The sequence below is a fragment of the Bacillus sp. CHD6a genome, assembly GCF_001293645.1.
Lineage (GTDB): Bacteria > Bacillota > Bacilli > Bacillales > Bacillaceae_I > Sutcliffiella_A.
This window is the reverse complement of record NZ_LBMD01000011.1, coordinates 192795-216718: the sequence shown is the minus strand read 5'-3', so window position 1 is coordinate 216718 and position 23924 is coordinate 192795. Positions and strand designations below refer to the sequence as shown.

Here is a 23924-nt window from a genome sequence, read left to right as displayed (position 1 = left end):
ATCATTTTCTTACAAGATTCGCTCAAAAGCGACTTCCTAATCATAACAACTTGTCGTTTTAAAGTCAAGCTGTTTTTTATTTTTTTGAAGTAGCATTTTCACATCTTGTCTCTGCCCTCGCAGCGACGAAATTAAATATACCACCTCTACAACTATATTGCAATACTTTTTCTAAATATTTTTTAATTAATCTTCTACTAATAGAATATACTCAACATCGCTCTGCTATTATTGTTAAGTAAGGAAGAAACTTGTCGTTTTCTTGTGGTTTATGTATGATGAAGAGAGACAATTTAATTCTTTTCCACGAGGGGAGCCTTTAGGGCTGAGAGTGAATTTGATGTTCTGACCCTTTGAACCTGTTAGTTAGCACTATCGTAGGGATGTGGCGGATTTATTACTTATTTTAATTAAGCGATAAAGGGGCCCCCTTTATCGCTTTTTTTTATTATGTTAAGGGGGATATTTATGAAGAAAAATAACACATTGTTCTTAGTTGAAGTTGCAATTTTTGGGGCGCTTGGTTATTTGCTTGATTTATTAGCAGGTGTATTATCTCTAAAGATTTGGGCACAAGGTGGTTCCATCACTATTTCTATGGTCCCGGTATTTATCATGGCTTTTCGCTGGGGGATAAAAGGAGGTATTTTATCCGGTTTTATTCTTGGTCTACTCCAGATTGTTACAGGTCAAATGTTCGGAATAGATCCGGTACAAATTTTTCTGGATTATATAGTAGCTTTTTCTGCATTAGGTTTTGCTGGTGTAGTAGCTAAGCAAGTAGCAACAACTGCTAGGGAAGATAACATAAAGAAGCTAGTATTGTATGTCGGTATTGCTTCTTTTCTAGGTTGCCTTCTTAGATTTTTGGCCCATTACGCTGCAGGTATAATCTACTTTGGCTATTTAGCTCCTGAAGGACAAGCGGTATGGGTTTATTCATTATTGTATAACGGGTCATTTATGCTTCCGAGCTTCATAATCTCAACAATTGTAACAGTACTTTTGATTAAAACCGTTCCTCGTATATTTACATTTAATAATTCCATCGTTTAAGCTGGCCTCTATGGTCAGCTTTTTTTCTACGAAAAATAATAGAATGTTCTATTAAAGTCTCTCATACAATCTAGTAATAAGTGAAATAGGAGGATTAGATATGGATCTAGTAAAATACGCAGCATTTATTGTAGCATTACTGACTTCAATTGGCTTATTACTGTTTGCATATTTTGAAGGGTTGCGTATAAGTGATGAAGAAGGAAAAGTACGCGGAGAAGGGTTCATTGTGAGCCTTACACTTGGAATGTTTTTTGCAATGATGGCCACCAGACTCCAATGAATAATACATATAATAGATAGAGCCGACTATATGTCGGCTTTTAGTTTTGATTGTTTCTTGCGGTTATCCTTTAAGAAATACCCCACACTAAGCATCACAAGCAGCCCTCCAATCAATTGAGTCCAAGTCAGCATCTCATGTAGGATAAAATAAGCGAGTACTGCTGCACCAATCGGTTCAAATAAAATACTCATTGAGATAACATTTGTGCTGATGTATTTAACAGCCCAATTGAAAAAAGAATGGCCAAGTAAAGTTGGAATAATGGCAAGCAGAATGAACCAAAACCAATCTGTAGAGGAATACCCTGTAAGTGGTTCTCCCGAAACTAGTACATACAAAAACAAGGTAACGCAGCTGAAACCATAAACGATAAACGTATAGGTAATCAATGATAGTCTTTTTCTGACGTCCTGTCCGAACAATAAGTAAGCTGTTACAAGTGCACATGCCACCAAAGCGAGTATATCCCCAAATAAAGCCATCCCACTAATCTTAAAATCACCCCAGCTGATTATCACGCTCCCTACTATTGCCATCAATCCACTTACAATAGCTTTACTACTTAGTCTTTCTTGGAAAAACAAATACGTTCCAATGAATGCAAACAAAGGTTGGAGGGTTACGAGAACTGTTGAACTTGCTACACTGGTATAATTTAAAGATTCAAACCATAGAATAAAATGAAACGCTAGGAACATACCTGCCAACACCGAGAAGAGCCAATCCCTCTTCGAAATATGCTTTAATTCTCCAACATATTTATATAGAAATATGGGTAGTAGTATTATCACGGAGAATAGTAACCGGTAGAAGGCGATTACTTCAGCAGGGGCATCCGCTAGTTTTACAAAAATGGCGGATGTAGATACAGAAATTACTCCCACCGCGAGAGCCACGTATGGATTAAACCACTTAGTCAATTGCCTTCACCCACACTGTTAATATTTTTAAATAACCTTTCTAATTTTACAGAACATTGTTATAATTTTCTACAAATATTTTTTATAGAATATCATATCTTTACTTTTTACAGGAGGGGCCTTATGGACTTTTTCATGGAATATACCAATGAATACGATTTTATTATTAAACTTATTTTTGCTTCAGTTGCTGGAATCATTATAGGGTTAGAACGTGAATTGAAGGGCAAACCTCTTGGACTTAAAACCTGCGTCATCGTCTCAGTAATGGCGTGCTTATTGACTATCGTTTCCTATGAATCTGCCTTTCTTTATTCAAAGGAATACTCAAGACCTATGGATCCGGGGCGAATTCCTTCCTATGTTATAAGCGGTATTGGATTTCTTGGAGCTGGGGTAATTTTAAGGAGAAGTAACGAGGCTATTTCCGGACTGACTACAGCTTCATTGGTATTAGCATCCGCTGCACTTGGAATTACAATAGGAGCAGGATTTTATATAGAAGGGGCATTCGGTGTTATTTTCATCATTTTGGGCGTGAAGGTAATACCTTCCCTCTTTGATAAGATTGGACCGAAGAAACTAAAGGAAAAAGAAATAAAAGTTAAGATTTTTATTGAGAAAGATATTGACCTGACCATGGTTATGAAGGAGATACACCACAAAAACCTTGCCATTAAGCGAGTTAAGGTAAAAGAAGAAAAAGATGATATTGTGCTTAATTGTATCATCACCACCAAGAAAAGCGTATATACCACAGATGTATATTATGAGCTAAAATCACTTACAGGTGTCATTCAAGCAGAAGTTGAAAACTTGGACTAAATCTTTTTTAAAAAAACGTTTGCAAAAGAAAGAATGTTTGATAAAATAAATTCATTCTCATCGGGGCGGTAGTTCAGTGGGAGAATACTTCGCTGGCAGCGAAGGGGTCGTGGGTTCGAATCCCATCCGCTCCATACTTAAGGCACCACTATTTTATAGTGGTGCTTTTTTATATGTGCTAATCTCTAGAATATCTTTCAACAGGACAAGCATACGATGATAGTGACAGTCCGTTGAAAGAAGGTTGATAGTTAATGATTCCCTTTAGAAAAACCTTTACTGCCTCCCTCTATGCCACCATGGCCATCAGTTTTTGGGGTATATCCTTTGTATCCACTAAAGCTGTCCTATATAAGCTTGATCCTTTTACATTATTGGTAATGCGATTTGGCATAGGAGCTTTGTTTTTATTCCTTTTATTACTATTAACACGAGAAAGATTCTATATTTCCATTAAGTACGTACCCCATCTAATCGTATTAGGTGTTTTAGGAGTTTTTGTTCATCAGGTATTGCAGGCAACCGCCTTATTGACCATTGATGCTTCTTCTGCAGGGTGGCTTATTTCCTTCTCCCCAATATTTACAGTACTCCTGTCTATGATTTTTCTGCATGAAAAAATGACATTTTCAAAGGCTATTGGGATGATTCTTTCCGTATTGGGTGTATTGCTTATCACTTCCGCAAGAAACGGGCAGACCCTTTCATTGACGATTAACTTAGGCTTTCTATTAATGATTTTAAGTACTTTGAATTGGGCTATCTATTCCATTCTATTAAAAGGTCTTCGCATCCCTTATCCAGCACTTGTTGTAACATTTTATATGAGTTTAGTGGGCTTCGTTCTTACAACTCCATTTCTTGTGCGAAATAAAGGGTGGGAGACGTTAAAGTTATTATCTCTTAACGAGTGGGCTCATCTTGTGTTTCTTGGAATTTTTGTGTCAGGAATTGCATATTGGTACTGGGGAAAAGCACATGAAGTAATGGCCGCATCAAAAGTTTCTATGTTTTTATATTTGGAGCCGCTTTCTACTTTACTAGCAGCAGTTGTCATTTTACATGAAAAGATTCTTATACATGGTGTTTTAGGAGGAATCATCATCATTGTTGGAGTAATAATTGTTAATGGACAAATGCTGCCAAAATTAATAGAAGGATTTCCACTTTTTAAAAAGAATTAGTATAAATAAATTCTAAACAAAGAGGAAATAGTATGCTGAAAATTACCTATCTATGCATTACCCTATTCTTAATAACTGGTTGCGCAAAGCCGACAAATCATACCGAAAAACAATTGGATAAAATAGATGAAATTACAGCACCAGCATGGAGTGTTCCGTCAGAACCCTCTAACTTGGATATGGAGGAATGGCTCCTCCCCAAGAAAAATTCAAGAGTCAGAGGTGCCCCTATCACACATGTCATGCTCCACTTTACCAATAACGCTCTTCGTTCACCTAAAGACCCTTATAACATTAAAGAAGTCTATGCACTTTTTGAAGAGTATGAGGTATCTGCTCATTATATGATAGGCAGGGGTGGAGAGATCTACCTTATGGTACCGGAAGAACGCGCAGCCTTTCATGCCGGAAAAGGGCATCTATTAAACTACCAAGAGTATGAGAGTGGTTTGAACGACTTTTCTATTGGAATAGAATTGCTTGCGATTGGAACGAAGGAAGAGATGCTTTCGATAATGCCAGAGGATATCTATGATTCCATTTCTCCAACCGATATTGGGTACACGGATGCTCAGTATGCGTCATTGAAGATTTTATTAAAAGACATTTTAAAACGCAATCCGTTAATTCAGAACGACCGGGAACATATCATTGGCCATCACGAATACGCTCCTGTGCGTAAAAGCGATCCAGGTGAAATGTTTGATTGGTCCAGAATAGGTTATTAAAAGCATAAAAAAAGAGACCAGCATCATGGTCTCTTTTCCACTTTTCATTCACAAACTAAAATCTCTCTTGTAAAATAACCCTTTTGGGTCTCACAACGATCGATAATGGTAAACCCAGCTTCCTCCACCATGTCATCCATTGTCTCGATGGTAATGACAACGACTTTTTTTGTGAAACGGCGTGCATGAATCAGGATGGATAGTTGATCTTCCCGGGTAGCATGGGTATAAAGATTGTATGGCATATCAATAACCGCCACATCATAGTTATCCGTCACATCCGATATAGGTCCTAGCGTAACATTTCCTTTGAGACCGAAATGTTCAATATTTTCCCTAGAACCATTTACCACTAACGGGTTTATGTCTCTCCCATCCATATTAATCCCCATGGATAATGCTTCAACAAGTACCGTTCCTATCCCACAGCAAGGATCAATAGACTTTATTCCCTCAGGAATTGGAATGGCAATATTGGCAACAGCCCTAGCGACACGCGTGCTTAAAGCAGTTGAATATTCCCTGGGCTTTTTCGTATGCTGAAGCCATACCGCTTCACTTTTTAAATAATGACCAAAATACCAACAATTGCCGACAATGGCCATGCCAAAAATATGATCAGGTTGATGAACATCAGCTTCTCCTTCAATAACCCAACCGACGGCGCGTTCGATATCACGACGTTCTTGATATTCAATCGTATGTGGCACTTTCCTATCATTTATTTTGGAGAATATAACTTTGAACGTTTGATTGTCCATTGCTATATCCTTCACTTGATCCACAATTTCTTGCAATGAAGCTCCCTCATATATTACTTCTATTCTTTCGCGGATAAAAGGGCTTCTACTGGGATCAATTTTTGTAGTACTTTTGATAATGTTATCATCTGTTGCCTTGCCAAAAAAAGATCGCATCTCTAAATGACATAAGGAGCGCTCTTCTTTGCTATATGCATACGTATATATAAAGGCCGGTTTCTTTTGGTCTGCCAATCATTTTACTCCTTTGTTTGCTCCGACCTTCACTTTACAAGATCTATCAGCCTATTTAGTTCCCCTGGGTTAAATCCTTTTACCGCCTGGTCCCCCACCGCCGTAACTGGAATTCCCATAAATCCGAATTTCTCAACTTCCTCTTGATATTCTCTGTTTGCGAGTAAATCTCTGACTTCAAAAGATACTTGATTTTCTTTTAGAAATTCCTTTACCAATTCACAATCCCTGCAGCCTGGTGCTGAGTAGACGATAAGCTGTTTGTTCATTGAAGAAGCCTCCCAAGATGAATTTTGTCTCTATTGTTAATAGTATCATAAAAAACACAAGGCAAAAACCGATCGGTCCTCTTATTGCGTTAAACATTAGTTAGCTTAAATAGCCGCTGTTCCTTTCCACAAAAGTCGAAGACTCCTTAGGGAGATAGCGCTAGGTGGAGACCCCGCAGGCGTAGCGAAGCCTTTTGCGGAAATCAACAGCGGGGTTTAGTAAAATTTCAAAATTAAGGTCTTTTTCTGTCGCTTCGGCGTAGCCGAGAAAGCTCACGTCAGTCCCTAGGAAAGCGAAGCCTTTTGCGGAAATCAACAGTGGTGTTTAAATTCTTACAGCTTCTTTGCAAGCCTATTCTTCCTTGCCTAAAAAAACACCCATTAGTTTACTAATGAGTGTTTAAATGCGTAGATGACTGCCTGTGTTCGGTCCTGCACCTGAAGTTTTGCAAGGACATTGCTTACATGTACCTTCACAGTTTTAAGTGCAATAAACAGCTCATCCGCTATTTCTTGATTTGTTTTTCCTTGTGTCATGAGAAGGAGGATTTCCATTTCTCTGTTGGTCAATTCCTCATGAGGAAGAATTTCGGTCTTTCTGCGCATTTTCTGCATCATTTTCCCTGCAACTTCTGGCTCCAAGATGGATTGCCCTTTATATGTAGACCGAACTGCATTAGCAATTTCACTTGCTTTGGAGGTTTTTAGCATATAGCTGGTCGCTCCCGCTTCAAGGGCTGGATAGACTTTTTCATCGTCCAGAAAGCTCGTAACGATGATAATTTTTGCTTCCGGCCATTGTTCCATAATTCTTTTAGTCGCTTCTATTCCATCCATTTCCTTCATTACAAGATCCATTAATATAATATCTGGTTTATGTTCAATAGCGAGTCCTACTGCAACAGATCCATCATCTGCTTCTGCTACAACTTCAATATCAGGTTGTGCGGAAAGATATGCTGTAACTCCAATCCTTACCATTTCATGATCATCTACAAATAATACTCTAATCATTATGGTTTAATCCTCCTCTACGTCCAATTTGGGAACTTTCACTTCCAGTCTTGTACCTTCCTTTTCCACACTTACTATTTTTAAAGAACCGCCTAGTTCAACTGCACGTTCATGCATGTTTTGCAAGCCATAGGAACCTGCCCTAACATGCTCGACATTAAAGCCGATTCCGTCATCCACCACTCGTAGAATGATGAAGTTCTCCCTTTGGATAAGTAATACCTCCACAGCCTTAGCTTTGGAATGCCTTAATGTGTTGGATAGTGTCTCTTGGAGAATTCTAAATAAGTGATCCTCCACCCCTTTATCTATAGAAAAATGTTCAATTTTCCACGTAATGCTCATTGGGACTTTTTGGATAAGCTCTACTAATAACTCTTCTGCACCTTCTTGCAACGTTTTTCCTTTTAATGCGACTGGACGTAAATGAAGAAGTAAAGCCCGCATCTCCAGTTGAGACTGGTGAATCATCTCTTCCACTAATCTTAGTTGCTTGGTTTCATTGTTACTAGTACCAGATTCTCCCCTCGTTTCCGTTAAAGCAGACATTAGCATCGAGGCTGCAAAGAGCTGCTGACTGACTGAATCATGAAGCTCTCTTGCCAGCCTGTTACGCTCTTGTGAAACGATTTCCTGTATCCTAATCTCCAGATTTTCCGCCTTTTCATTTGCAATCTTTTGGGAGATTTTTGCTTGTTCCTGTATCTGAATGTGTAACTTCCATATGACCTCTTCCATTAAAGCTAACTCCTGGACATTGCTTTTGGGTACTTCCCACATGCTTCTCCCTTGTTCCACTGCTTTTAACTCCTCATAAACAGTGTTTATTTGCTTCTTCCAATACAACCCGAAAAACAGGCCGAAGAGGATTCCCAAACCAAGACTGACAATAAATAAAAACAAGATGAATGGAAGATCCATTACCTTTTGCATCCAAAGATCTTTTAGACTGATTACCGGAAAAAAGAAATAGGTTATGGCGCCTATAACTAGGAAGCTTATTATTGATATACAAGTTGCCCATAAAATTTGCCTTTGCATTGTACTCATACTCTCTTCACCTCTATACTGCCAACGAAGATTGAGGTGACAATTTTCACTTTATGGGTGGCTTCTCTATAATTAGCTGTTTGGTAATGAATAGTCTGGTTAAAGATACTTTTCTCTTCTTGCTCTAGGATATTGATGGAACCTACCATGCCAGAGTGAACGATACTAAGTTCCAATTCATAGGGAACCATTATTTGAATGTTTCCTATTACATTTCGAATAAAGATGATGGCTTCTCCTTTAGGCAGAACGGTAAAGCTCAAATCTATCTGAGTATCACTGATTCCACATTGAATGCTCACATCATCCCATGTATAAGAATGTTCAGGTGTCTTTTGTCTTCCAAACAGCTTGTTAGTGAACCACTTTTGCTCGTTTCTAACAACCTGTTCTTCCTGTTGATGTATTATAGAAGGCTGCATTTCTACAGGCTGCTTTTTGGCTTGCAGGAATTTGTACAAGAAATACAACACTGTTGCCAAAAGTAGAAAGTTGAAGGTCATCATATTAAATACGGTAAATGTTATGGACAACGCCCCAATGACAAATAGGGCCTTTCCTATTAACCAATGCCATTTCTTCTTCCCTATATACATTAGGAATCCTGAAAACAAAAAAGAAAAAATAAGGCCCGTATTGAAAAATAGAATTTCTAACAGAAAAATGAAGCTTGCTACTACGATAATAAAACTAAGATAATCCGATTTCATTTTGTTCAACATGTGCCTTATCCCTCCTTTTCATTTAAATTTTTGGCTCTGTTAAACACCGTTGTTGATTTACGCACTAGGCTTCGCTTTCCTAGGGGCGTTTGGGGAGCCTCCTCGGAAAAACGCCTGCGGGGTCTCCCCTAAACGCTATCTCCCTTAGGAGTCTTCGCCTATTGCTCCAATCAACAGCTAGGTTGCTGAAAAAATCAACAGTATGCTTTAACAGCAAATTTTTATACACCCTAAAAAGGCGCAAATGTACGCCTTTTTAGAATAGCAGTTTTCATTGTGAAAGAGAATGAGTTTTCTCCTCTGTTTGGGGAATTTCTTTTTCTAGCTGGGCAATACGCGCATCAATAGTATTGCGGTGATAATCGAAATTTACTTGGTGCTCCAAACGATCTAGGTAGGTTTCCATTTCATTAAATTTTGTAAAGGAGTCTTCTGCTTTGCTAGAATCCACCACCTGATTCATTCGATGTGTGGCCCGGGCAACATTTTCCCTTCCCATTAATTCCATTCGTTTAATATACATATCCTTAAGTCGGTGCTTCATTTCTTCATATTTTTGCTCTAGAGATGTCAAATCCGCCGAAACCTTTTCTAAAGAAAGCTTTAAGTTGTTGGCGCGCTCCTCATATTGTTGATGCTCGCGTTTTGCAAATGCCTCCAGTTTCGTTTCTCCAGCCTTTTCGGCAATGCCCGCTTGGGACTTTCGCTTTTCCGCTAGATTTCTTGCGTCTTGATATTCCCTTACAAATTCTTCTTTTAATAAATTCTGTCGTTCTACTAGCATTCGAACCTTTTCTACTTCTTTTTCACAATCACGTAAATACTGATTCAACATGGCAATCGGATTTTTCTGCTCCTTTTTATCCAAAACCTCATGGAAATCTGCAGAAATCGTCTGTTTAATTCTTGAAAATAAGTTAGTCATGGTACCATTCCTCTCCTTTAATTTATTTGTTCAATGAATTCCACTGTTTCTCGAAATTTGTGAACGGGTCGCCAGCTTCAATGATGGTGTTGTTTTCTTTCTCTTTGTTCCAGTTCTTATAAATAACATATAAGATATATGCTGCAACTACTGCTAATACGGCAGGTACATTTGCTATTGAAAACGCGATGGCAATAAAAGCAATGATCCCCCACAGAATTTTGGTGCCAGTAGAATCCGTTTTTAAGAATTCTTTTACCGCATAATAAGTGACGACCAAACTAACGGCCAACCCTAAAAGTGGACCAATGTTTGCAAGTAAAACAAAGAATGCGATGACACCTACCATAAACAATCCAAATTTTTTCATTTGTTGTTCCTCCCTTCTATGTCTTTATCTTACCTTTGTTAAAGGTTTCGTATAATGAGCTTCAGCCATATTTTGTGTTAAGACTTGGGGCTTAGTGGAGATAAGACCGACTATGTAAGAAAGGCATAGTAATGCACTATGCCCCACAAAAGTTTAATTTATTGCTAAACTTGCACTCGCAAATCCTGTAACCACCGATGCCAAGGCTGTTTCTGATTCCGTATAGAAAACTAATAAAAGCCTTGTACCAGCTGGGATTGTTTCTGATAATCCCGTTACAGTTCCTGTCAACACTTCTCCAACTGTTATTACCCCTTCCAACTCAGGTTGCAAAGTAACTGTAACTGCTGTTTCTGTAAACTCAGTTTCTCTTGGTGGTGCACTAAAGAGGGATGCAATTACTGATACAGGAGTTTCTAGTGATACCTCAACAGTGGTAGTAAAGTAGGCACTAATACCTGTTATAGTTGTGTCTCTTGGAATTGGAAATGCGAAGTTGAGGACTCCTCCTCCTCCTGAAACATCAATAGTATTTTCTGCTATGTTAATGCGTTCGAAAGAGGTACCAAATCCTAATGTAGCACCTGTACTAATGAATTCATCCGCTACTGTAGCCAGTGCCACTGGTGTTCCAGAAGAGTATGGAAGGATAGCGCTTTGACCATCAACCCCTGCTGGTCCCTCTGGTCCGGCTGGTCCGGCTGGTCCTGCTGCACCAGTAGGGCCTTGAATACCAGCTGGCCCTTCAGGTCCCGCTGGTCCGGCTACCCCTTGTGGTCCTGATGGTCCGGCTGGACCTGCTAACCCTTGTGGCCCAGATGGCCCTGGCTCTCCTTGAGGTCCTCGAGGCCCAACAACAGCCCCCTCCCCTACATTTCCACCTGTTCCACTACCGTTTGTACTCGTACTAGTACTGGTACAAGTAACGTTTATAGTTGCTGGGACATTGTATCTTGAACAGCTTCTTTCTGAATATAATCCCAATTAAATTCCTCCTCTTTCTTTTTTTTCCAAATGACTGTATCATTCTACTCTCCTTTAGACTGGTTGGTATCTTGGTCTAAAAATTCCTAAATATGTATTTTTTATAATGGTTAATTTTTAGGCTGTTAATCACTTGCTTAATAGTAGTTTTATTGATAGAATCTTCAGAAAGTAATACTGCAACACGCAACACCTTCTTTCTTTTTCACATTTGTATGAAAATAATGATTAGGAGGCGTTTTTGTATGCAAAAAGAAAAATTAGTTCATTTAATTCCTTACAAATTGGAAAACCAGTTATTTGAGACCCAACAAATTCCAGAAGGCGTTGAATTAATTCAAGCACCAGCCATTTGGCAAAATGGTTATAAAGGAGAGGGAATCGTCGTTGCGGTTATTGATACTGGATGTGATGTACAGCATCCTGATCTTGAAGGAAGGATCATAGGAGGGAAGAACTTCACAGAGGATGATAATGGAGATTCAGAGAACTTCAATGATTATAACGGTCATGGCACACATGTTGCAGGGACCATAGCTGCGATAAACCCTGGTTCTGGTGTAGTTGGAGTAGCTCCTGAAGCAAAACTACTAATCCTTAAAGCTCTTGGCGGTAAAAACGGTTCAGGAGAATATGAATGGATAATTAACGCAATAAACTACGCTGTTACCCAAAATGTAGATGTTATATCCATGTCACTTGGTGGTCCAATTGATGTCCCAGAACTTCACGATTCTATAAAAGCAGCCATCGACCATAACATCCTCGTCGTTTGCGCAGCCGGTAATGAAGGGGATGGTAATCATTATACACAAGAATTTTCCTATCCAGCTGCTTACCAGGAAGTGATTTCTGTCGGTTCTATTAATCTTCAACGTAAATCCTCTTATTTTACTAACTCGAATAACGAAATTGATCTTGTAGCACCTGGCGAAAAAATAATCTCTACCATCCCAGGAGGAAGATATGCCGTATTCAGTGGTACTTCCATGTCAGCCCCACATGTCGCGGGAGCGCTCGCTCTTATTAAAAAGCTTTCGGAAAAGGAATTCAGCCGAACACTCACCGAGGCGGAACTATATGCACAACTAATAAAAAGAACCATTCCCCTCGGCTATCCTAAAAGCTTAGAAGGCAATGGGCTTGTCTATTTAACAACTCCTCAACTTTTGGCAGATTATTTAAGGCAGTCAAATATAGCCGAAAGCATCGGCGTTTAATTAATATCTAATCCCCCGATATGGAAGATATCGGGGGATTATTCTATCCGTTCATATGTCAAACCAAGTGCAAGAATGATGGTACCAAGTGCTTGCAACCAGCTTCCTAGTGCAATGACAGCTTCATTACTTTGCTCATTTTGCTTAGAATCTGTTGTTTCCCCTCTTAACTCTCGACTACCTCCTACCGCTTGAATAGAGTTCCCAATCGCTTGAAGGAAATTACCAACTACCATGTATGGTTGGCTGGCACTGCCTAATGCAGTTATCGCCCCCAATGCTTGTATGAAGTCTCCACTAATGACAAGCCTTTCTTCTGTCTCTCCCTCAAAATCAATGACCAAACCTGTGCTGACGGACAAATTACCTGTTGCTTGAATGATATTCCCTAATTTTCCGTAAGTCAGTTCTTCTTGTGAGTCTGCTTCAAGACCGTTTCCTCCTGCTTGAAGGACATTCCCTACCAAACTTAACCCTGTTCTCCCCTGCTCATTGATGGGGAAGGTCGGGGTACTGCCAATCGCTGTAATTACCGTACCTAATGCCTGAGTCCAGACACCAATAAATTGTTTCGTATTTTCTCCCATCAAATATTCCGCCTATCTTCTCGGTTACCTTATCACTATATACGGCCGCATCATTTCATAATCTTCATGTTCTAACATATGACAGTGCCATACATAAAGTCCTGAATAAGGACCAAATTGCATGATTAATCTTGTAACCTCATTGGGATTTGCCCTTACTGTGTCCTTTCTCCCCCTTTCTTGTGGCTCTGGTAAAATACTAGGCCCTAGGTATTCTACTACTTTTTCATTGTTGTATTTCTCTACATTAAACTCACGTCTGTCAAGTATCTGGAAATCTATTAGATGAATATGGATGGGGTGAGTATCAGGTGTAAGGTTTATAAGATACCAAATTTCAGTTGTCCCAAGTTTAGGTTTTTCAGCTATTGATGCATCCCACCCTTTATTATCTAGTAACATGAGTTCTCTTCCATACTTATCCCTCAAGTGATCAAGCGTTAAATACCTTTTTCTTACAACACTATTCTCAGACAAAACAGGAAGTTGTTCCAACTCTGCAGGAATGCTGCTAGTATCAATATACACAGCTTTTGAGATCACCCTGAACTGCATAACATCCCTTACCTCATTTTTAGCCTCACCACTTGGAAAAGGAGCAGGTGCTCTATTTATTAATGAAATTTTCCTCCCTTCCAAATTAGAGAAATCAATGATTATATCCGCCCTTTCAGCAGGCGCTAGAATAATCTCCTTTATTCCGATCGGTTGAGGCAATAACCCCCTATCTGTACCTATCTGAAACATAAGCTGATCTCTATCAAGTTCTAATTTATAAAATCTACTGTTTGAGCCGTTCAGCACCCTAAATCGATATTTTCTTGGTTCCACCTCCAAATACGGCCATACTTTTCCATTAACCAATATTGTTTCCCCGAAAAATTCAGGCACAATGGACGTTACAAGGTCTGGCACCGGTTCTTCTGGCTGTTTGGGATAATATAACGATCCATCTTGATTAAATGTCCTGTCCTGTATCAATAATGGAATATCATATTCCCCTTCTGGCAAATTCAATGATAGTTCTCTTTTACTTTTCACCAAAAAGAAGCCGGCGAGACCTGCATATATGTTTAGTCTGGTAATACCAATTGCATGGTCATGGTACCAAAGGGTACAAGCATTCATATAGTTGTCATATTGATAGACTTGTTTTACAAACTTCTCTCCTACTTGTTGATATCCATTGGTAAACCAGGCATCAGGGTACCCATCACTCTCCGGTTCTACTACCGCACCGTGCACGTGAACTACTGTTCTTACCTCAGGGACATCATGGTGCGCACCATGGACGGTAAAATCTATTGGCAAAAGATGCACAGATGGCAATTGATTCTTCCACTTGATATACACCCTTTCACCACTCTCCACTTGAATGGTTGGTCCTGGGAATATCCCTTCATACCCCCACATAATTGTTTCGGGCAGTTCACTATGCACCCTCACCTTGCATTCCTTCATACACACCTCTTAATACGTATAGCCCTCCCCTTTATATAGGTGATTTAAAACTGGTGGAACTGGGAGCGCGTCCTTATATTTGGTTAAGTTATTAGTTGTTTGCTTCTGGTTTCTAAACACCATGCAATCAATCCCTCCTTTCACTTATCCATGCTTTAACATATTCGACGAAACCAATGAATATCCGAAAAGAACCCTGATTGAAAAGATAAGGTTGTATAATTATACGTAAAGTGTTATTTTTATTGATATTATATTCTATTATTCTAGTAACAAAAAAGGAGACAAAACGTATGAGTACTCAATCTGCCAAACGAACTGCCTATTCCAAACAAACAGATGCCCCAACCTATTTACCTTTACAGATCTTAAAATTTGCCATTCCTTCTTTAATTGGTATTCTACTTTTCTTAATTCCAGTTTCATTCAACGGAAATGTAACCATCGGTCTTGGAATTATGGCTGATTTGGTTTTGACCACTTTTGGTGGTTTTATTCCTTCCTTCATGGCAGCCGTATTAGTTGTTTCTGCTTTTAGCAGTTTGATAGTGAAGTTTATTCACCTGCCATCCATAAAAAAGAATAGCTTTTTAGACTCCTTATTGAACGTAGGAGGTATATGGCTTGCACTGCGCGTATTAGGTGCGGCATTCGCTGTTATGACGTTAACAAAAATTGGTCCTGAAATGGTTACATCCGAATTTACAGGCGGCATTGTGTTATATGACCTTATCCCAGTTCTAACTGTATGGTTTTTATTTGCAAGTCTCTTCATGCCACTTTTGTTAGAGTTCGGTTTAATGGACTTTATCGGTACGTTGGTTAGAAAAGTAATGCAGCCTCTCTTCAAACTACCTGGTCGATCTTCAATCGATGCAATGGCTTCTTGGATGGGAAGTGGGACTGTCGGGGTGTTGTTAACCACACAACAATACGAATCTGGCTATTATACGAAAAGGGAAGCAGCTGTCGTAGCGACCAACTTTTCCATTGCTTCCATTGCTTTTAGTCTTGTAATAGCCAAGTTTATTGGAATTGATCATATGTTTGTACCTTTCTACTTTACAGTAGTTGTTACTGGAATCATTGCAGCAGTTATATGCCCAAGAATTCCACCACTTTCCCGTAAAAAAGATACATATTACGAGCCTGTTGGCCAAAAAATCGATGAGAATGTTCCAAAAGGAGTGACGAGCTTTCAATGGGGACTGCAGCAGGCCGTAGAAAAAGCGGGGCAAGTAAAGAGCATAAAGCAAATTGTAAAGAAAGGGATTTATAATGTTGTAGATATTTGGATGGCACTGATTCCACTTGTTATGGCTTTAGGAACAATTGCCTTGATGGTGGCAGAATTTACGGAAGTCTTCAACATTCTATCTTATCCATTCATACCGTTTCTTCAACTGTTGCAAATTCCAGAAGCTCAGGCAGCTGCACCAGCCATGATCGTAGGTTTTGCTGATATGTTTCTTCCAGCAGTTATTGGAAGTGGTATAGAGTCTGAGCTTACAAGATTTGTTATTGCCGTTATGTCATTAACTCAGTTGATTTACATGTCGGAGATTGGAATCCTTTTAATAAAATCAAAAATCCCTCTATCCATTTTGGAGCTGTTCATCATCTTTTTGCAAAGAACCATTATTACATTGCCTGTTGCAGCACTAATGGCTCATTTGTTCTTTTTCTAGTAAAAATAAAAGCTCGCCAAATCCACAAATGGAATTGGCGAGCTTTATTAGTTTCGTGCCTCATGCACTTTCAATTGTTTGCCTTTGACGGTGCGGTTTTTCATTTCTTTTAAAACTATAGGTCCCTTTCCATTTAAGATATCCACATACGTCTGATTCTCCTGAATAGATATAATTCCTATATCTTCTGGTGTCATACCATCTATCTGACAAATGGTTCCTACGAAGTCCACCGCTCTAATTTTCTTTCTCTTGCCGCCATTAAAATAGAGTTTCATAATATTTCTCTCTAATTTTGCGCCTTTTTCTTCTTTCTTTGTTGGTTTACTCTTCATCTTCTCTAAAAAAGAATGTTCAGCTCTGGTTACAGTATCTTTATTTAGAAATTCACCTTTTAAAATCTTCATGCCAATATAATTCTCTATTTCGTCTAAGAGATAATTTTCGTCATATGAAACTAGTGTAATGGCTTTACCAGTTTTTCCAGCTCTTGCTGTCCGTCCGATACGATGTACATATCGTTCTTTGTCGGAAGGAACATCATAATTAATGACTAAACTTATATCTTCAATATCAATACCTCTTGATGCCACATCCGTTGCAATCAGATATCGGAATTCTCCCCGTTTGAAAGCATTCATTACTGCAAATCGGTCTTCCTGCACCATGGCACCATGCAACTTTCCGCTACGATAACCGCTACGATGAAGTTTATGGTGAACTCTCTCCACTTCTTCTTGCGTAGCGCAGAAAACGATACAGCTATCAGGGTTTTCCACTACGGTGATGTCTTTGAGAAAAAGAAATTTCTCCCCTTCCTCCACCTCATACCATACATGCTCTATTCGATTTGTCGTCAAACCACTTGTTTTAATTTCAACAAATGCAGGTTCTGTCATATATTGATCCGATAGTTGTTTTATATCTTCCGGCAAGGTAGCTGAAAATAACATCGTTATCCTATTATTGGGTAGCTTTTGAATAATTGCTTCTACTTGATCAATAAAGCCCATGTTCAACATTTCGTCTGCTTCATCAATGACAAGATATTTGAGTCTATTCACTTCAAGCGTACCTTTTTCAAGATGATCCAGCACCCGTCCAGGTGTACCAACCACTATATGTGACTTTTGCTTCAATTCTATTTTTTGCCTTTGAAAAGATTGTTTTCCATAGATAGCGGTTGCCTTAACTCGCTTATATCGCCCTATGTTTGTTATATCGTCCTTCACCTGGGCTGCAAGTTCTCTGGTTGGAGTCAATACCAAGGCCTGTGGCTTATTCTCTTCCCAGTGGACCAGCTCACAAAGTGGGACGGCAAAAGCAGCTGTTTTTCCGCTTCCTGTTTGTGACTGTACGATGATATCCATCTTCTCTAGTGCTTTCGGTATCACTTCTTCTTGAACCTTTGTTGGTTTTATATAGTTAAGACTACTTAATGCCTTGACTATGTCTTCTCCTAGATTAAATTGCTGAAAAGTTTTATTCATTCGTTAATACCCTTCTCTATCTACAAATTCTACGACAATTTCCAATATTTCCGACCTGCTGCCAATTCTAAGTGGCGGACCCCAGAAACCAAAGCCAGAGGAAACAAATGCATGTAACTGGCCTTTTTTCAAGTAACCCCAATCCAACTCAAACAGCATTTTGGTAATAAGGTGGTTTGGCATCATTTGACCTCTATGGGTATGACCCGATACGATGAGATCTATCCCACTTTCTTGCGCTTCTTTCAGCTCTGCAGGCTGATGATCCATTGCTATTAAGGGCAAGGAAACATCTATATCATTATCGTTTACCAGTTGTTGGAACGACTTTCTTCTTGAGTCTGTTTTATCTTTTCTGCCTAATAAATAAAAACTGTCTCCAACTCGAATAACCTCGTCCATTAAAATACGAATATCAACCTTTTCCATCTCTTTTAAAAACTGAGGAATCTCTCTTCCATAGTATTCATGGTTACCTAGAACCCCAAATATACCTAGCGGTGCATGGAGTTGTTTCATGATAGCCCCCATATTCTTTTTTTGAAAATGTTCGGGCTCGTCATCTATAATATCACCAGGAAGAAGAATGATATCCGGCTTGATGCCATTTATCATTTTTACAAGCCTTTTGGCATGGGCGACGCCTGATAACCTACCGAAATGCATGTCAGAGGCAACCGCTAAATGAATTTTTTTCATTTCGGATTTTTTCGCTATGGTCACCTCATACTTTCTGACTACTGGGCTGTAGGCATTGTAGAGGCCAGTAATGAAAATAATAGCCATCATGAAAGCTGTTGCGGACCCAACCATAACTATGGAAGTCTGCATTGGAACTCCCGTTAAGTTAAGGACCCAAACAACAAGATTAGCTACGGGAAATAAAACAAGTCCAAACTGAATATATCCAAACCATAATGAACCAATGGTCGATAACCAGGAGAGCGGCTTTACCAACCTGCCGAGAATATAGGCATAAGAGAAAATGGTGATCGCTAACCAATATACAGCTTCATATTGAAACGAGAATATCGCTTTTAACCAGACTAAGCCGTTCCACCCAAGATAAAACATCAAAATATTATATATAGAAAAAAACGCGACGAACGATACTATCCTACCAACATTCACGAAAACAACTACTCCTTTAGTACAGTAAATCTATTCAACTCATTATAGCGAAGAATGATGGAAGAAGGGAAATGACAAGTATTCCTTTCGCTTTGGGCTAATATAGAACCCTCCTATTAGACAGTCCATCTCTTCCACTTCGCTTCGTGCTATTCATCCCCATATATTACTATCACTGACATTCACCATCATGTACTCCTAACAGAAAAAACTGACCCCCCATCGAGAGGAGTCAGTTTACAAAAGAAGCCTTCTTTAGATAATTGTCAAAAACGATATTCCCAAATGGAATGAAAGCAACAGCTACAGCACCTGCAGCCCACTTTAGGGACCATCTTATCTTTAATGTGATGTATGCAATAAAAAGGACATAAGTGATGAACAAAAAGCCATGTAAAGCTCCAACGACACTTACTGCTTGCGGGATGTCAAACCCATATTTCAAAGGCATCGCTATAAAAAGAAGGACAAGCAATGATCCGCCTTCTATTAAGCCCATCAATCGGAATTTACCCATAGTAGTGTTTGTCATTAACTATCAGCCTTCCTTTTTCTAAACATAATTTCTTCTATTATAAAACACTTCTTACGTGCCTCTTCTTCATACTCATGACAATCCTGTGAATTTACTTTAAAGACAGTGCCCTTCCACACCCTTATTCACCTTGCTTATATTCCTTAAGCGCCTGTATGCCTTCATTTAGATAGGATATAAAGCTTTCTTCTGTTTCCTTATCTAGCATTCCTGTTAAATTTTCTTGTATTTTTTCAAAGTTATAGATGATCATATCGGTTTTCAATCCTCTACTTACGAGAACACTATTAAGCCACATCACATAGTCCACGAAAGTTTGAGTATCATTTAGCTTGTAGGCCGTGTTGAGATACAAAAAGTGATAAAAGTTGTCTTCAATGGTTCTTTCTTTTCCTTTTTCCCCAAACTTTTCTTCAAGAAAAGGAAAATCATTGTACATGGTTACCACCACTTTTTCTACGATTCGCTCTACGTCTAAGTTACCTATATCTGCTTTAATTTTTTGGACGGTTGAAGACTGCGTGGGTATGTTCATGTTGCCACCACCTTGAATTTTGTAATGGTTGGTATAATGGAGGCAAGCTCTTGGTCTGGGTACTTTTTTTCAAGTTCATGTATCCTTTTATAATCTTCACTGGTAACCCAAGAGACAAAGTCTTCTTTGGAATCCCATTCCATGAAAACAGTAAGCTCCCCTGATTTATTTTCATTTTGTAGAAGAAGAAAGCGTTGAAAGCCTTTCGCCTGTTCTACTATTTTAGATCTGTTGTGATATATTGAAATAACTTCATCTGCTTTTTCAGGTGGCACTATAAAAGTGGAGTGAACAATGTACATAGTAAGTGTCTCCTTTTGATGTATTCATACAGAAAAAAGATGCTGACTACGATCATCACATCTCCTTTTGTGTTCTGCTATTTATCTCTATCGATTCGCTACTGGTATATCTATTTTTCTCCGCTTCATTTCATCAAGAATCAGCTTCAAGAACTCTTCATTCAAGTCATTCGTTATCGCTGCTTCATAAACTTCCATCAAGGATTCATTACTTAACAAATCCATTTAAATCCCTCCCATATAACGGTTATTCTAAGTATTTGATGTATGCCACTTATTTAATTTTCAAAACGATTCGATTAACCCTAGCAAGGTATGTTTGTGTTTAATTTAAATAAGATAGCTCGTCATCATCTTTTTAAAATTCCGATTAATATATGTGAAGTAAAAGGATTTGTCATTTAGATTCATGTATAAGATATCTTTATCTAGCATTCTAACGAAACATATTCCCTTTTGTCCAATTCCTCTTATACTTTTGAGCATTTCATTAATGCTTTTCGGTGCACTACTTTGCCATTTCAACCGTAGAGACTCTACATTTAAGAACCCTTATTGGAATTTTTATGAAAAACGAAGTATGTAAAAAAGAAAACTCAAACCACGATACTCTAAAACCTTAAGGCTGTGTGATTTGAGCCAATAGCTCTTGAACTTCATTTATTTTCAACTTGGAAATGTGAGCATACTTCTCATGATTACTAAAATAGGCAAAATATGTTTCATTTTTAGGTGTGATATGTGAAAGCATCCTGAGGTTCACAATATAAGATCGATGAGTCCGGTAAAAATTTTGGTCCAATTGTTTATAAATATCACTAATATTTTCATAGGTTTCAATAGCTTGGTTGGTTGTATAAATGATGCATTTCTTCCCTGACTTTTCAATGAAAATGATATCCTCAAAAGGTATATAATAGAAAGAACTATTGGAACGAACAGATAACCTCTTGTTAAGGTTTTTTTGATCTGTATCCGCCAAATCAGTAAGCAAATGAGCTTTTGCACGCTCTAAAGCTTTGTATAATCTGATTTTCTCAATAGGCTTTACAATATAGTCAACAGCAGAAATGGCAAATGCCTCTACTGCAAATTCATTAAAACCTGTTACAAATATGAACTTTAAACTAGGGGAAAACACAAGGCATTCTTTTATTGCATCCAAGCCGCTTTTTTCGGGCATGTTTATGTCTGCAATAACAAGATCCACTTTGTGTTTCATGACGCTATCAATCAATTGTTCTCCACTTTGACATGTATCAACTATTTGAAATTCCTTTAGTTCTTCAAGAAAAAAATTCAGTATTTCAAGAGAATCTTGATTGTCATCCACAATGACTACATTTATTTGTTTCAATCGAAGAAAACCCCTTTCTTTCGATGTTTTATATCGGTACCTTTACCCAGAAGGTACTCCCTGTTCCCTCTATACTTGAAACGCCGACGGTCCCTTTCATTTCTGAAACATTCTGCTTTACAAGAGTTAAACCAATGCCTGTCCCCTCAATTCCAGGTATAGCGTGATTTACTCTGTAAAATGGTTCAAAGATATTCTCTTGGTGTCTTTGAGGGATACCAATTCCTGTATCTTTAACAAAGATCGCTAAATATCTCCCGTCTACCCTCCAATAAAGGGTGACAGTACCGGTCTTTTTATTGTATTTAATGGCATTATTTAATAAGTTGACCATGACTTGTTGAAAACGTATGGGATCAATTTCAATGGGGATATCTTCCACATCTTTCTCGATGTGAAGAGATATCCCTTTTTCTTTTGCATTGTTGCTTACGGAGAGCAAACTTTCGCAAATAGCATCTTTTATATAAACTGATTTTACATTTGTTTTAATTGTTTCAGGTTTTGTATCAATTCTGATTAGCTCTAAAATGTTGTTGATTAGCTGCAGTAGGTGCCTGCTGGAACTCAAAATCTTGGCCAGTCTAGATTTTTGCTTGTCTGTGAGGGGATCTTTTTGATCATTTTCTAAAACTTGACTGTATCCAATAATAGAATTTAATGGCGTCCTCAACTCATGACTGATCATAGCCAGGAAGTTCGTTTTGGTTTTACTTTCTCTCTCTGCTTCATTTCTTTCAATAATAAGCCGTAACTTCTTCTCATTTTCTTTAAGATGCAGATTTGCCACTTCCAATGTTTCTGTGTTTTGCGTCAACTCGTCCACTTTTGTCATACGATCTAAAACGATGGTTACCTGATAACAAATTGAATGAATCAAATCAAGTTCTTCTGATGTAAAAAAAGAACGTTTCTTAGAACCGAAGGAAATGGTACCAACAAGCTCTCCAAATGATAGCAAGGGTTCACATACATATGCTTTAATTCCTAACGGACGAATGAAATCCAGCAGCTTATCCTCACACTTATCCACATGCTCAAAAACCAATCTTTTTTTATTTTTTGCAACCGAACCACTCACAGATGTTCCTTTTTCAAGAAACCTGAAAGTTCCCACTTCTTCTTTGCATATTCCATGATGGTTTGTTAATACAAGGCAATTCTGTTCCTTGTTCCAGCTAAAATTAATATAAATATCAAGGTCCAAGACTTCTGATAGTTTATGAAAAAGGGAATCTAGCAGTTCTTTCGGATCCTTAATTGAGGTCAACATGGCAGCAGATTCATATAAAACGTTAAGGTTATCAGTCTGTTTGCTAAATGCTGCTTCCAACTCTTTCTGCCTTGTCATTTCTAAAAAGAGCATGGAAAAGTGATGTGCATCAATAGGAAAGATAATCACCTTATACCACTGAACAGGATTTTCAGAAAGTTTTATTTCGTGTTGGACGAAAATACCTTCTTGTATTACACTGTATGTATATTTAAGTAATATATTATATGCATCTTTATTCAGTAGATCCGAGAGTAGCTTCCCAGTTACCAAATGTTTCGAGTGCCTAAGTCCAAGTAAATCCATTGCCCCATCATCCATAGTACTGACTTTGAGGTCAGAATCAAAATGGACAAACCCCTTCGTTGCATGAAAAGATTTACGTTCATGTTGTATTAAACTATTTACTCCGATTATCTCCAACCTCCTTATCTTTTCTTATTAAAGGATGTACACCAAATCATAAAAGAAACATATTATTACCATGACTTACCCCAAATAAGAAAGTTTAAAGGTAGGTGGTAGTCATAACCACACATGCCTGTATTTTCTATAAAGAAATAGCACATTAATACTTGTACTATATGCATTATATCTTTTATAATCAATTATTTGAACCTAAATATTTCTTATATTCATTATGTATGCTTAGCTATTTTACATCTAAACACTATTGAACAACCACTCAAAATAGCACTTTTCATGTAGCTTTTCCGCTCATTTCAAGCCAATATATCCTTATCTCATAAGCTTTTTTCTGCTTTTTGATAATTACATAATAATAAGATATCTTTTATTAATATAATGTTTCTCTTATAAAAACTTAACAATATTTACCGAGCTTGTAATCTTTTTCAATAAAAAAGAGAGAAGCAAAAGGCTCCCCTACTAGCTTTCTTTTAAATCTATAAGAAATTGCATAAAAACAGTTGCTCCAATTCCCATGTATTCTATATAGGGATTTATGTCCCATTTTTTATTCTCATGTAAAACATACATTTGTCTATCCCTCCCATT

At 38.2% G+C, this 23924-nt stretch carries 25 protein-coding genes, 1 tRNA gene, 1 pseudogene and 1 riboswitch; of the genes and pseudogenes, 8 read left to right on the top strand and 19 right to left on the bottom strand.

Translation table 11 applies throughout. From position 1 onward, the window contains the following. Nucleotides 1-299: 299 nt before the first annotated feature. Nucleotides 300-401: riboswitch (TPP riboswitch) on the top strand. A 67-nt stretch (nt 402-468) separates the two neighbouring features. Then, nucleotides 469-1056 carry an energy-coupled thiamine transporter ThiT gene (gene thiT / locus AAV98_RS11015; RefSeq protein WP_060665610.1) on the top strand — a complete coding sequence of 196 codons (588 nt, stop codon included), beginning with the start codon at nt 469-471 and terminating at the stop codon, nt 1054-1056. Nucleotides 1057-1156: 100 nt separating this feature from the next. Next, entirely contained in the window at nt 1157-1339 is a 183-nt protein-coding gene (locus AAV98_RS11010) for a hypothetical protein (protein WP_060665609.1), read from the top strand. Nucleotides 1340-1365: 26 nt separating this feature from the next. Here AAV98_RS11010 and AAV98_RS11005 read toward each other — a convergent pair whose 3' ends face one another. Further along, complete coding sequence (locus AAV98_RS11005) at nt 1366-2262, bottom strand: DMT family transporter (protein WP_060665608.1); 897 nt, start codon at nt 2260-2262, stop codon at nt 1366-1368. A 123-nt stretch (nt 2263-2385) separates the two neighbouring features. Here AAV98_RS11005 and AAV98_RS11000 point away from each other — a divergent pair, with 123 nt between their 5' ends. The 4 genes from AAV98_RS11000 (at nt 2386) to AAV98_RS10985 (ending at nt 4999) form a co-directional block, all read left to right on the top strand. Beyond that, nucleotides 2386-3087: an MgtC/SapB family protein gene (locus AAV98_RS11000; RefSeq protein WP_060665607.1), complete on the top strand. Its 702-nt coding sequence runs from the start codon at nt 2386-2388 to the stop codon at nt 3085-3087. A gap of 62 nt (nt 3088-3149) precedes the next feature. Further along, nucleotides 3150-3221 (top strand) — tRNA-Ala (locus AAV98_RS10995). A gap of 120 nt (nt 3222-3341) precedes the next feature. After that, nucleotides 3342-4271, top strand: a complete 930-nt coding sequence (locus tag AAV98_RS10990) for a DMT family transporter (protein WP_060665606.1) — start codon at nt 3342-3344, stop codon at nt 4269-4271. Between the two features lie 32 nt (nt 4272-4303). Next, entirely contained in the window at nt 4304-4999 is a 696-nt protein-coding gene (locus tag AAV98_RS10985; protein WP_060665605.1) for an N-acetylmuramoyl-L-alanine amidase, read from the top strand. Between the two features lie 44 nt (nt 5000-5043). Here AAV98_RS10985 and AAV98_RS10980 read toward each other — a convergent pair whose 3' ends face one another. The 8 genes from AAV98_RS10980 to AAV98_RS10945 form a co-directional block, all read right to left on the bottom strand. Continuing rightward, a complete protein-coding gene (locus AAV98_RS10980) occupies nt 5044-5994 on the bottom strand; it encodes a TRM11 family SAM-dependent methyltransferase (protein WP_060665604.1) in 951 nt (316 codons plus the stop codon). A gap of 29 nt (nt 5995-6023) precedes the next feature. Beyond that, a complete protein-coding gene (locus tag AAV98_RS10975; protein ID WP_060665603.1) occupies nt 6024-6263 on the bottom strand; it encodes a glutaredoxin family protein in 240 nt (79 codons plus the stop codon). A 381-nt stretch (nt 6264-6644) separates the two neighbouring features. Continuing rightward, on the bottom strand, nt 6645-7277 hold the full coding sequence (locus AAV98_RS10970; RefSeq protein WP_060665602.1) for a response regulator transcription factor: 633 nt from the start codon (nt 7275-7277) through the stop codon (nt 6645-6647). Between the two features lie 6 nt (nt 7278-7283). After that, on the bottom strand, nt 7284-8327 hold the full coding sequence (locus tag AAV98_RS10965) for a sensor histidine kinase (RefSeq protein ID WP_060665601.1): 1044 nt from the start codon (nt 8325-8327) through the stop codon (nt 7284-7286). Further along, the gene (gene liaF, locus AAV98_RS10960; protein WP_060665600.1) at nt 8324-9049 is read right to left on the bottom strand and encodes a cell wall-active antibiotics response protein LiaF; all 726 of its coding nucleotides are present in this window, start codon (nt 9047-9049) and stop codon (nt 8324-8326) included. The genes AAV98_RS10965 and liaF overlap by 4 nt, the downstream gene beginning before the upstream one ends. 271 nt (nt 9050-9320) lie before the next feature. Then, complete coding sequence (locus tag AAV98_RS10955; RefSeq protein ID WP_060665599.1) at nt 9321-9974, bottom strand: PspA/IM30 family protein; 654 nt, start codon at nt 9972-9974, stop codon at nt 9321-9323. Nucleotides 9975-9996: 22 nt separating this feature from the next. Continuing rightward, nucleotides 9997-10344 carry a lmo0954 family membrane protein gene (locus AAV98_RS10950; protein WP_060665598.1) on the bottom strand — a complete coding sequence of 116 codons (348 nt, stop codon included), beginning with the start codon at nt 10342-10344 and terminating at the stop codon, nt 9997-9999. A 153-nt stretch (nt 10345-10497) separates the two neighbouring features. Then, nucleotides 10498-11328: an exosporium glycoprotein BclB-related protein gene (locus AAV98_RS10945; protein ID WP_060665597.1), complete on the bottom strand. Its 831-nt coding sequence runs from the start codon at nt 11326-11328 to the stop codon at nt 10498-10500. A gap of 245 nt (nt 11329-11573) precedes the next feature. On the opposite strand from AAV98_RS10945, the gene AAV98_RS10940 reads away from it, so the two are divergent. Next, complete coding sequence (locus AAV98_RS10940; RefSeq protein ID WP_060665596.1) at nt 11574-12548, top strand: S8 family peptidase; 975 nt, start codon at nt 11574-11576, stop codon at nt 12546-12548. 38 nt (nt 12549-12586) lie between these two features. Here AAV98_RS10940 and AAV98_RS10935 read toward each other — a convergent pair whose 3' ends face one another. Continuing rightward, nucleotides 12587-13135: a DUF6944 family repetitive protein gene (locus tag AAV98_RS10935; protein WP_060665595.1), complete on the bottom strand. Its 549-nt coding sequence runs from the start codon at nt 13133-13135 to the stop codon at nt 12587-12589. 24 nt (nt 13136-13159) lie between these two features. Further along, nucleotides 13160-14719, bottom strand: a pseudogene (locus AAV98_RS10930) (multicopper oxidase family protein). Between the two features lie 170 nt (nt 14720-14889). Between AAV98_RS10930 and AAV98_RS10925 the strand changes: the two are divergent. Further along, the gene (locus AAV98_RS10925) at nt 14890-16284 is read left to right on the top strand and encodes a YjiH family protein (RefSeq protein ID WP_082380867.1); all 1395 of its coding nucleotides are present in this window, start codon (nt 14890-14892) and stop codon (nt 16282-16284) included. A gap of 47 nt (nt 16285-16331) precedes the next feature. On the opposite strand, the gene AAV98_RS10920 is transcribed toward AAV98_RS10925, so the two are convergent. The 8 genes from AAV98_RS10920 to AAV98_RS10880 form a co-directional block, all read right to left on the bottom strand. Then, nucleotides 16332-17774: a DEAD/DEAH box helicase gene (locus tag AAV98_RS10920; RefSeq protein ID WP_060665594.1), complete on the bottom strand. Its 1443-nt coding sequence runs from the start codon at nt 17772-17774 to the stop codon at nt 16332-16334. Between the two features lie 3 nt (nt 17775-17777). Beyond that, on the bottom strand, nt 17778-18848 hold the full coding sequence (locus tag AAV98_RS10915) for a metallophosphoesterase (RefSeq protein ID WP_060665620.1): 1071 nt from the start codon (nt 18846-18848) through the stop codon (nt 17778-17780). A 289-nt stretch (nt 18849-19137) separates the two neighbouring features. Continuing rightward, nucleotides 19138-19437 (bottom strand): DUF3817 domain-containing protein, encoded by a 300-nt coding sequence (locus tag AAV98_RS10910; RefSeq protein WP_060665593.1) that lies wholly within the window; start codon nt 19435-19437, stop codon nt 19138-19140. Between the two features lie 124 nt (nt 19438-19561). Next, nucleotides 19562-19975: a hypothetical protein gene (locus AAV98_RS10905; protein WP_060665592.1), complete on the bottom strand. Its 414-nt coding sequence runs from the start codon at nt 19973-19975 to the stop codon at nt 19562-19564. Beyond that, on the bottom strand, nt 19972-20277 hold the full coding sequence (locus AAV98_RS10900; protein ID WP_060665591.1) for an antibiotic biosynthesis monooxygenase family protein: 306 nt from the start codon (nt 20275-20277) through the stop codon (nt 19972-19974). Before AAV98_RS10900 ends, AAV98_RS10905 begins: the two co-directional genes overlap by 4 nt. Nucleotides 20278-20364: 87 nt before the next feature. After that, nucleotides 20365-20502: a sporulation histidine kinase inhibitor Sda gene (sda, locus tag AAV98_RS10895; RefSeq protein ID WP_060665590.1), complete on the bottom strand. Its 138-nt coding sequence runs from the start codon at nt 20500-20502 to the stop codon at nt 20365-20367. Nucleotides 20503-20896: 394 nt separating this feature from the next. After that, entirely contained in the window at nt 20897-21634 is a 738-nt protein-coding gene (locus AAV98_RS10885) for a LytR/AlgR family response regulator transcription factor (RefSeq protein ID WP_060665588.1), read from the bottom strand. A gap of 28 nt (nt 21635-21662) precedes the next feature. Beyond that, complete coding sequence (locus AAV98_RS10880; protein ID WP_060665587.1) at nt 21663-23330, bottom strand: GAF domain-containing sensor histidine kinase; 1668 nt, start codon at nt 23328-23330, stop codon at nt 21663-21665. Between the last annotated feature and the right edge of the window lie 594 nt (nt 23331-23924).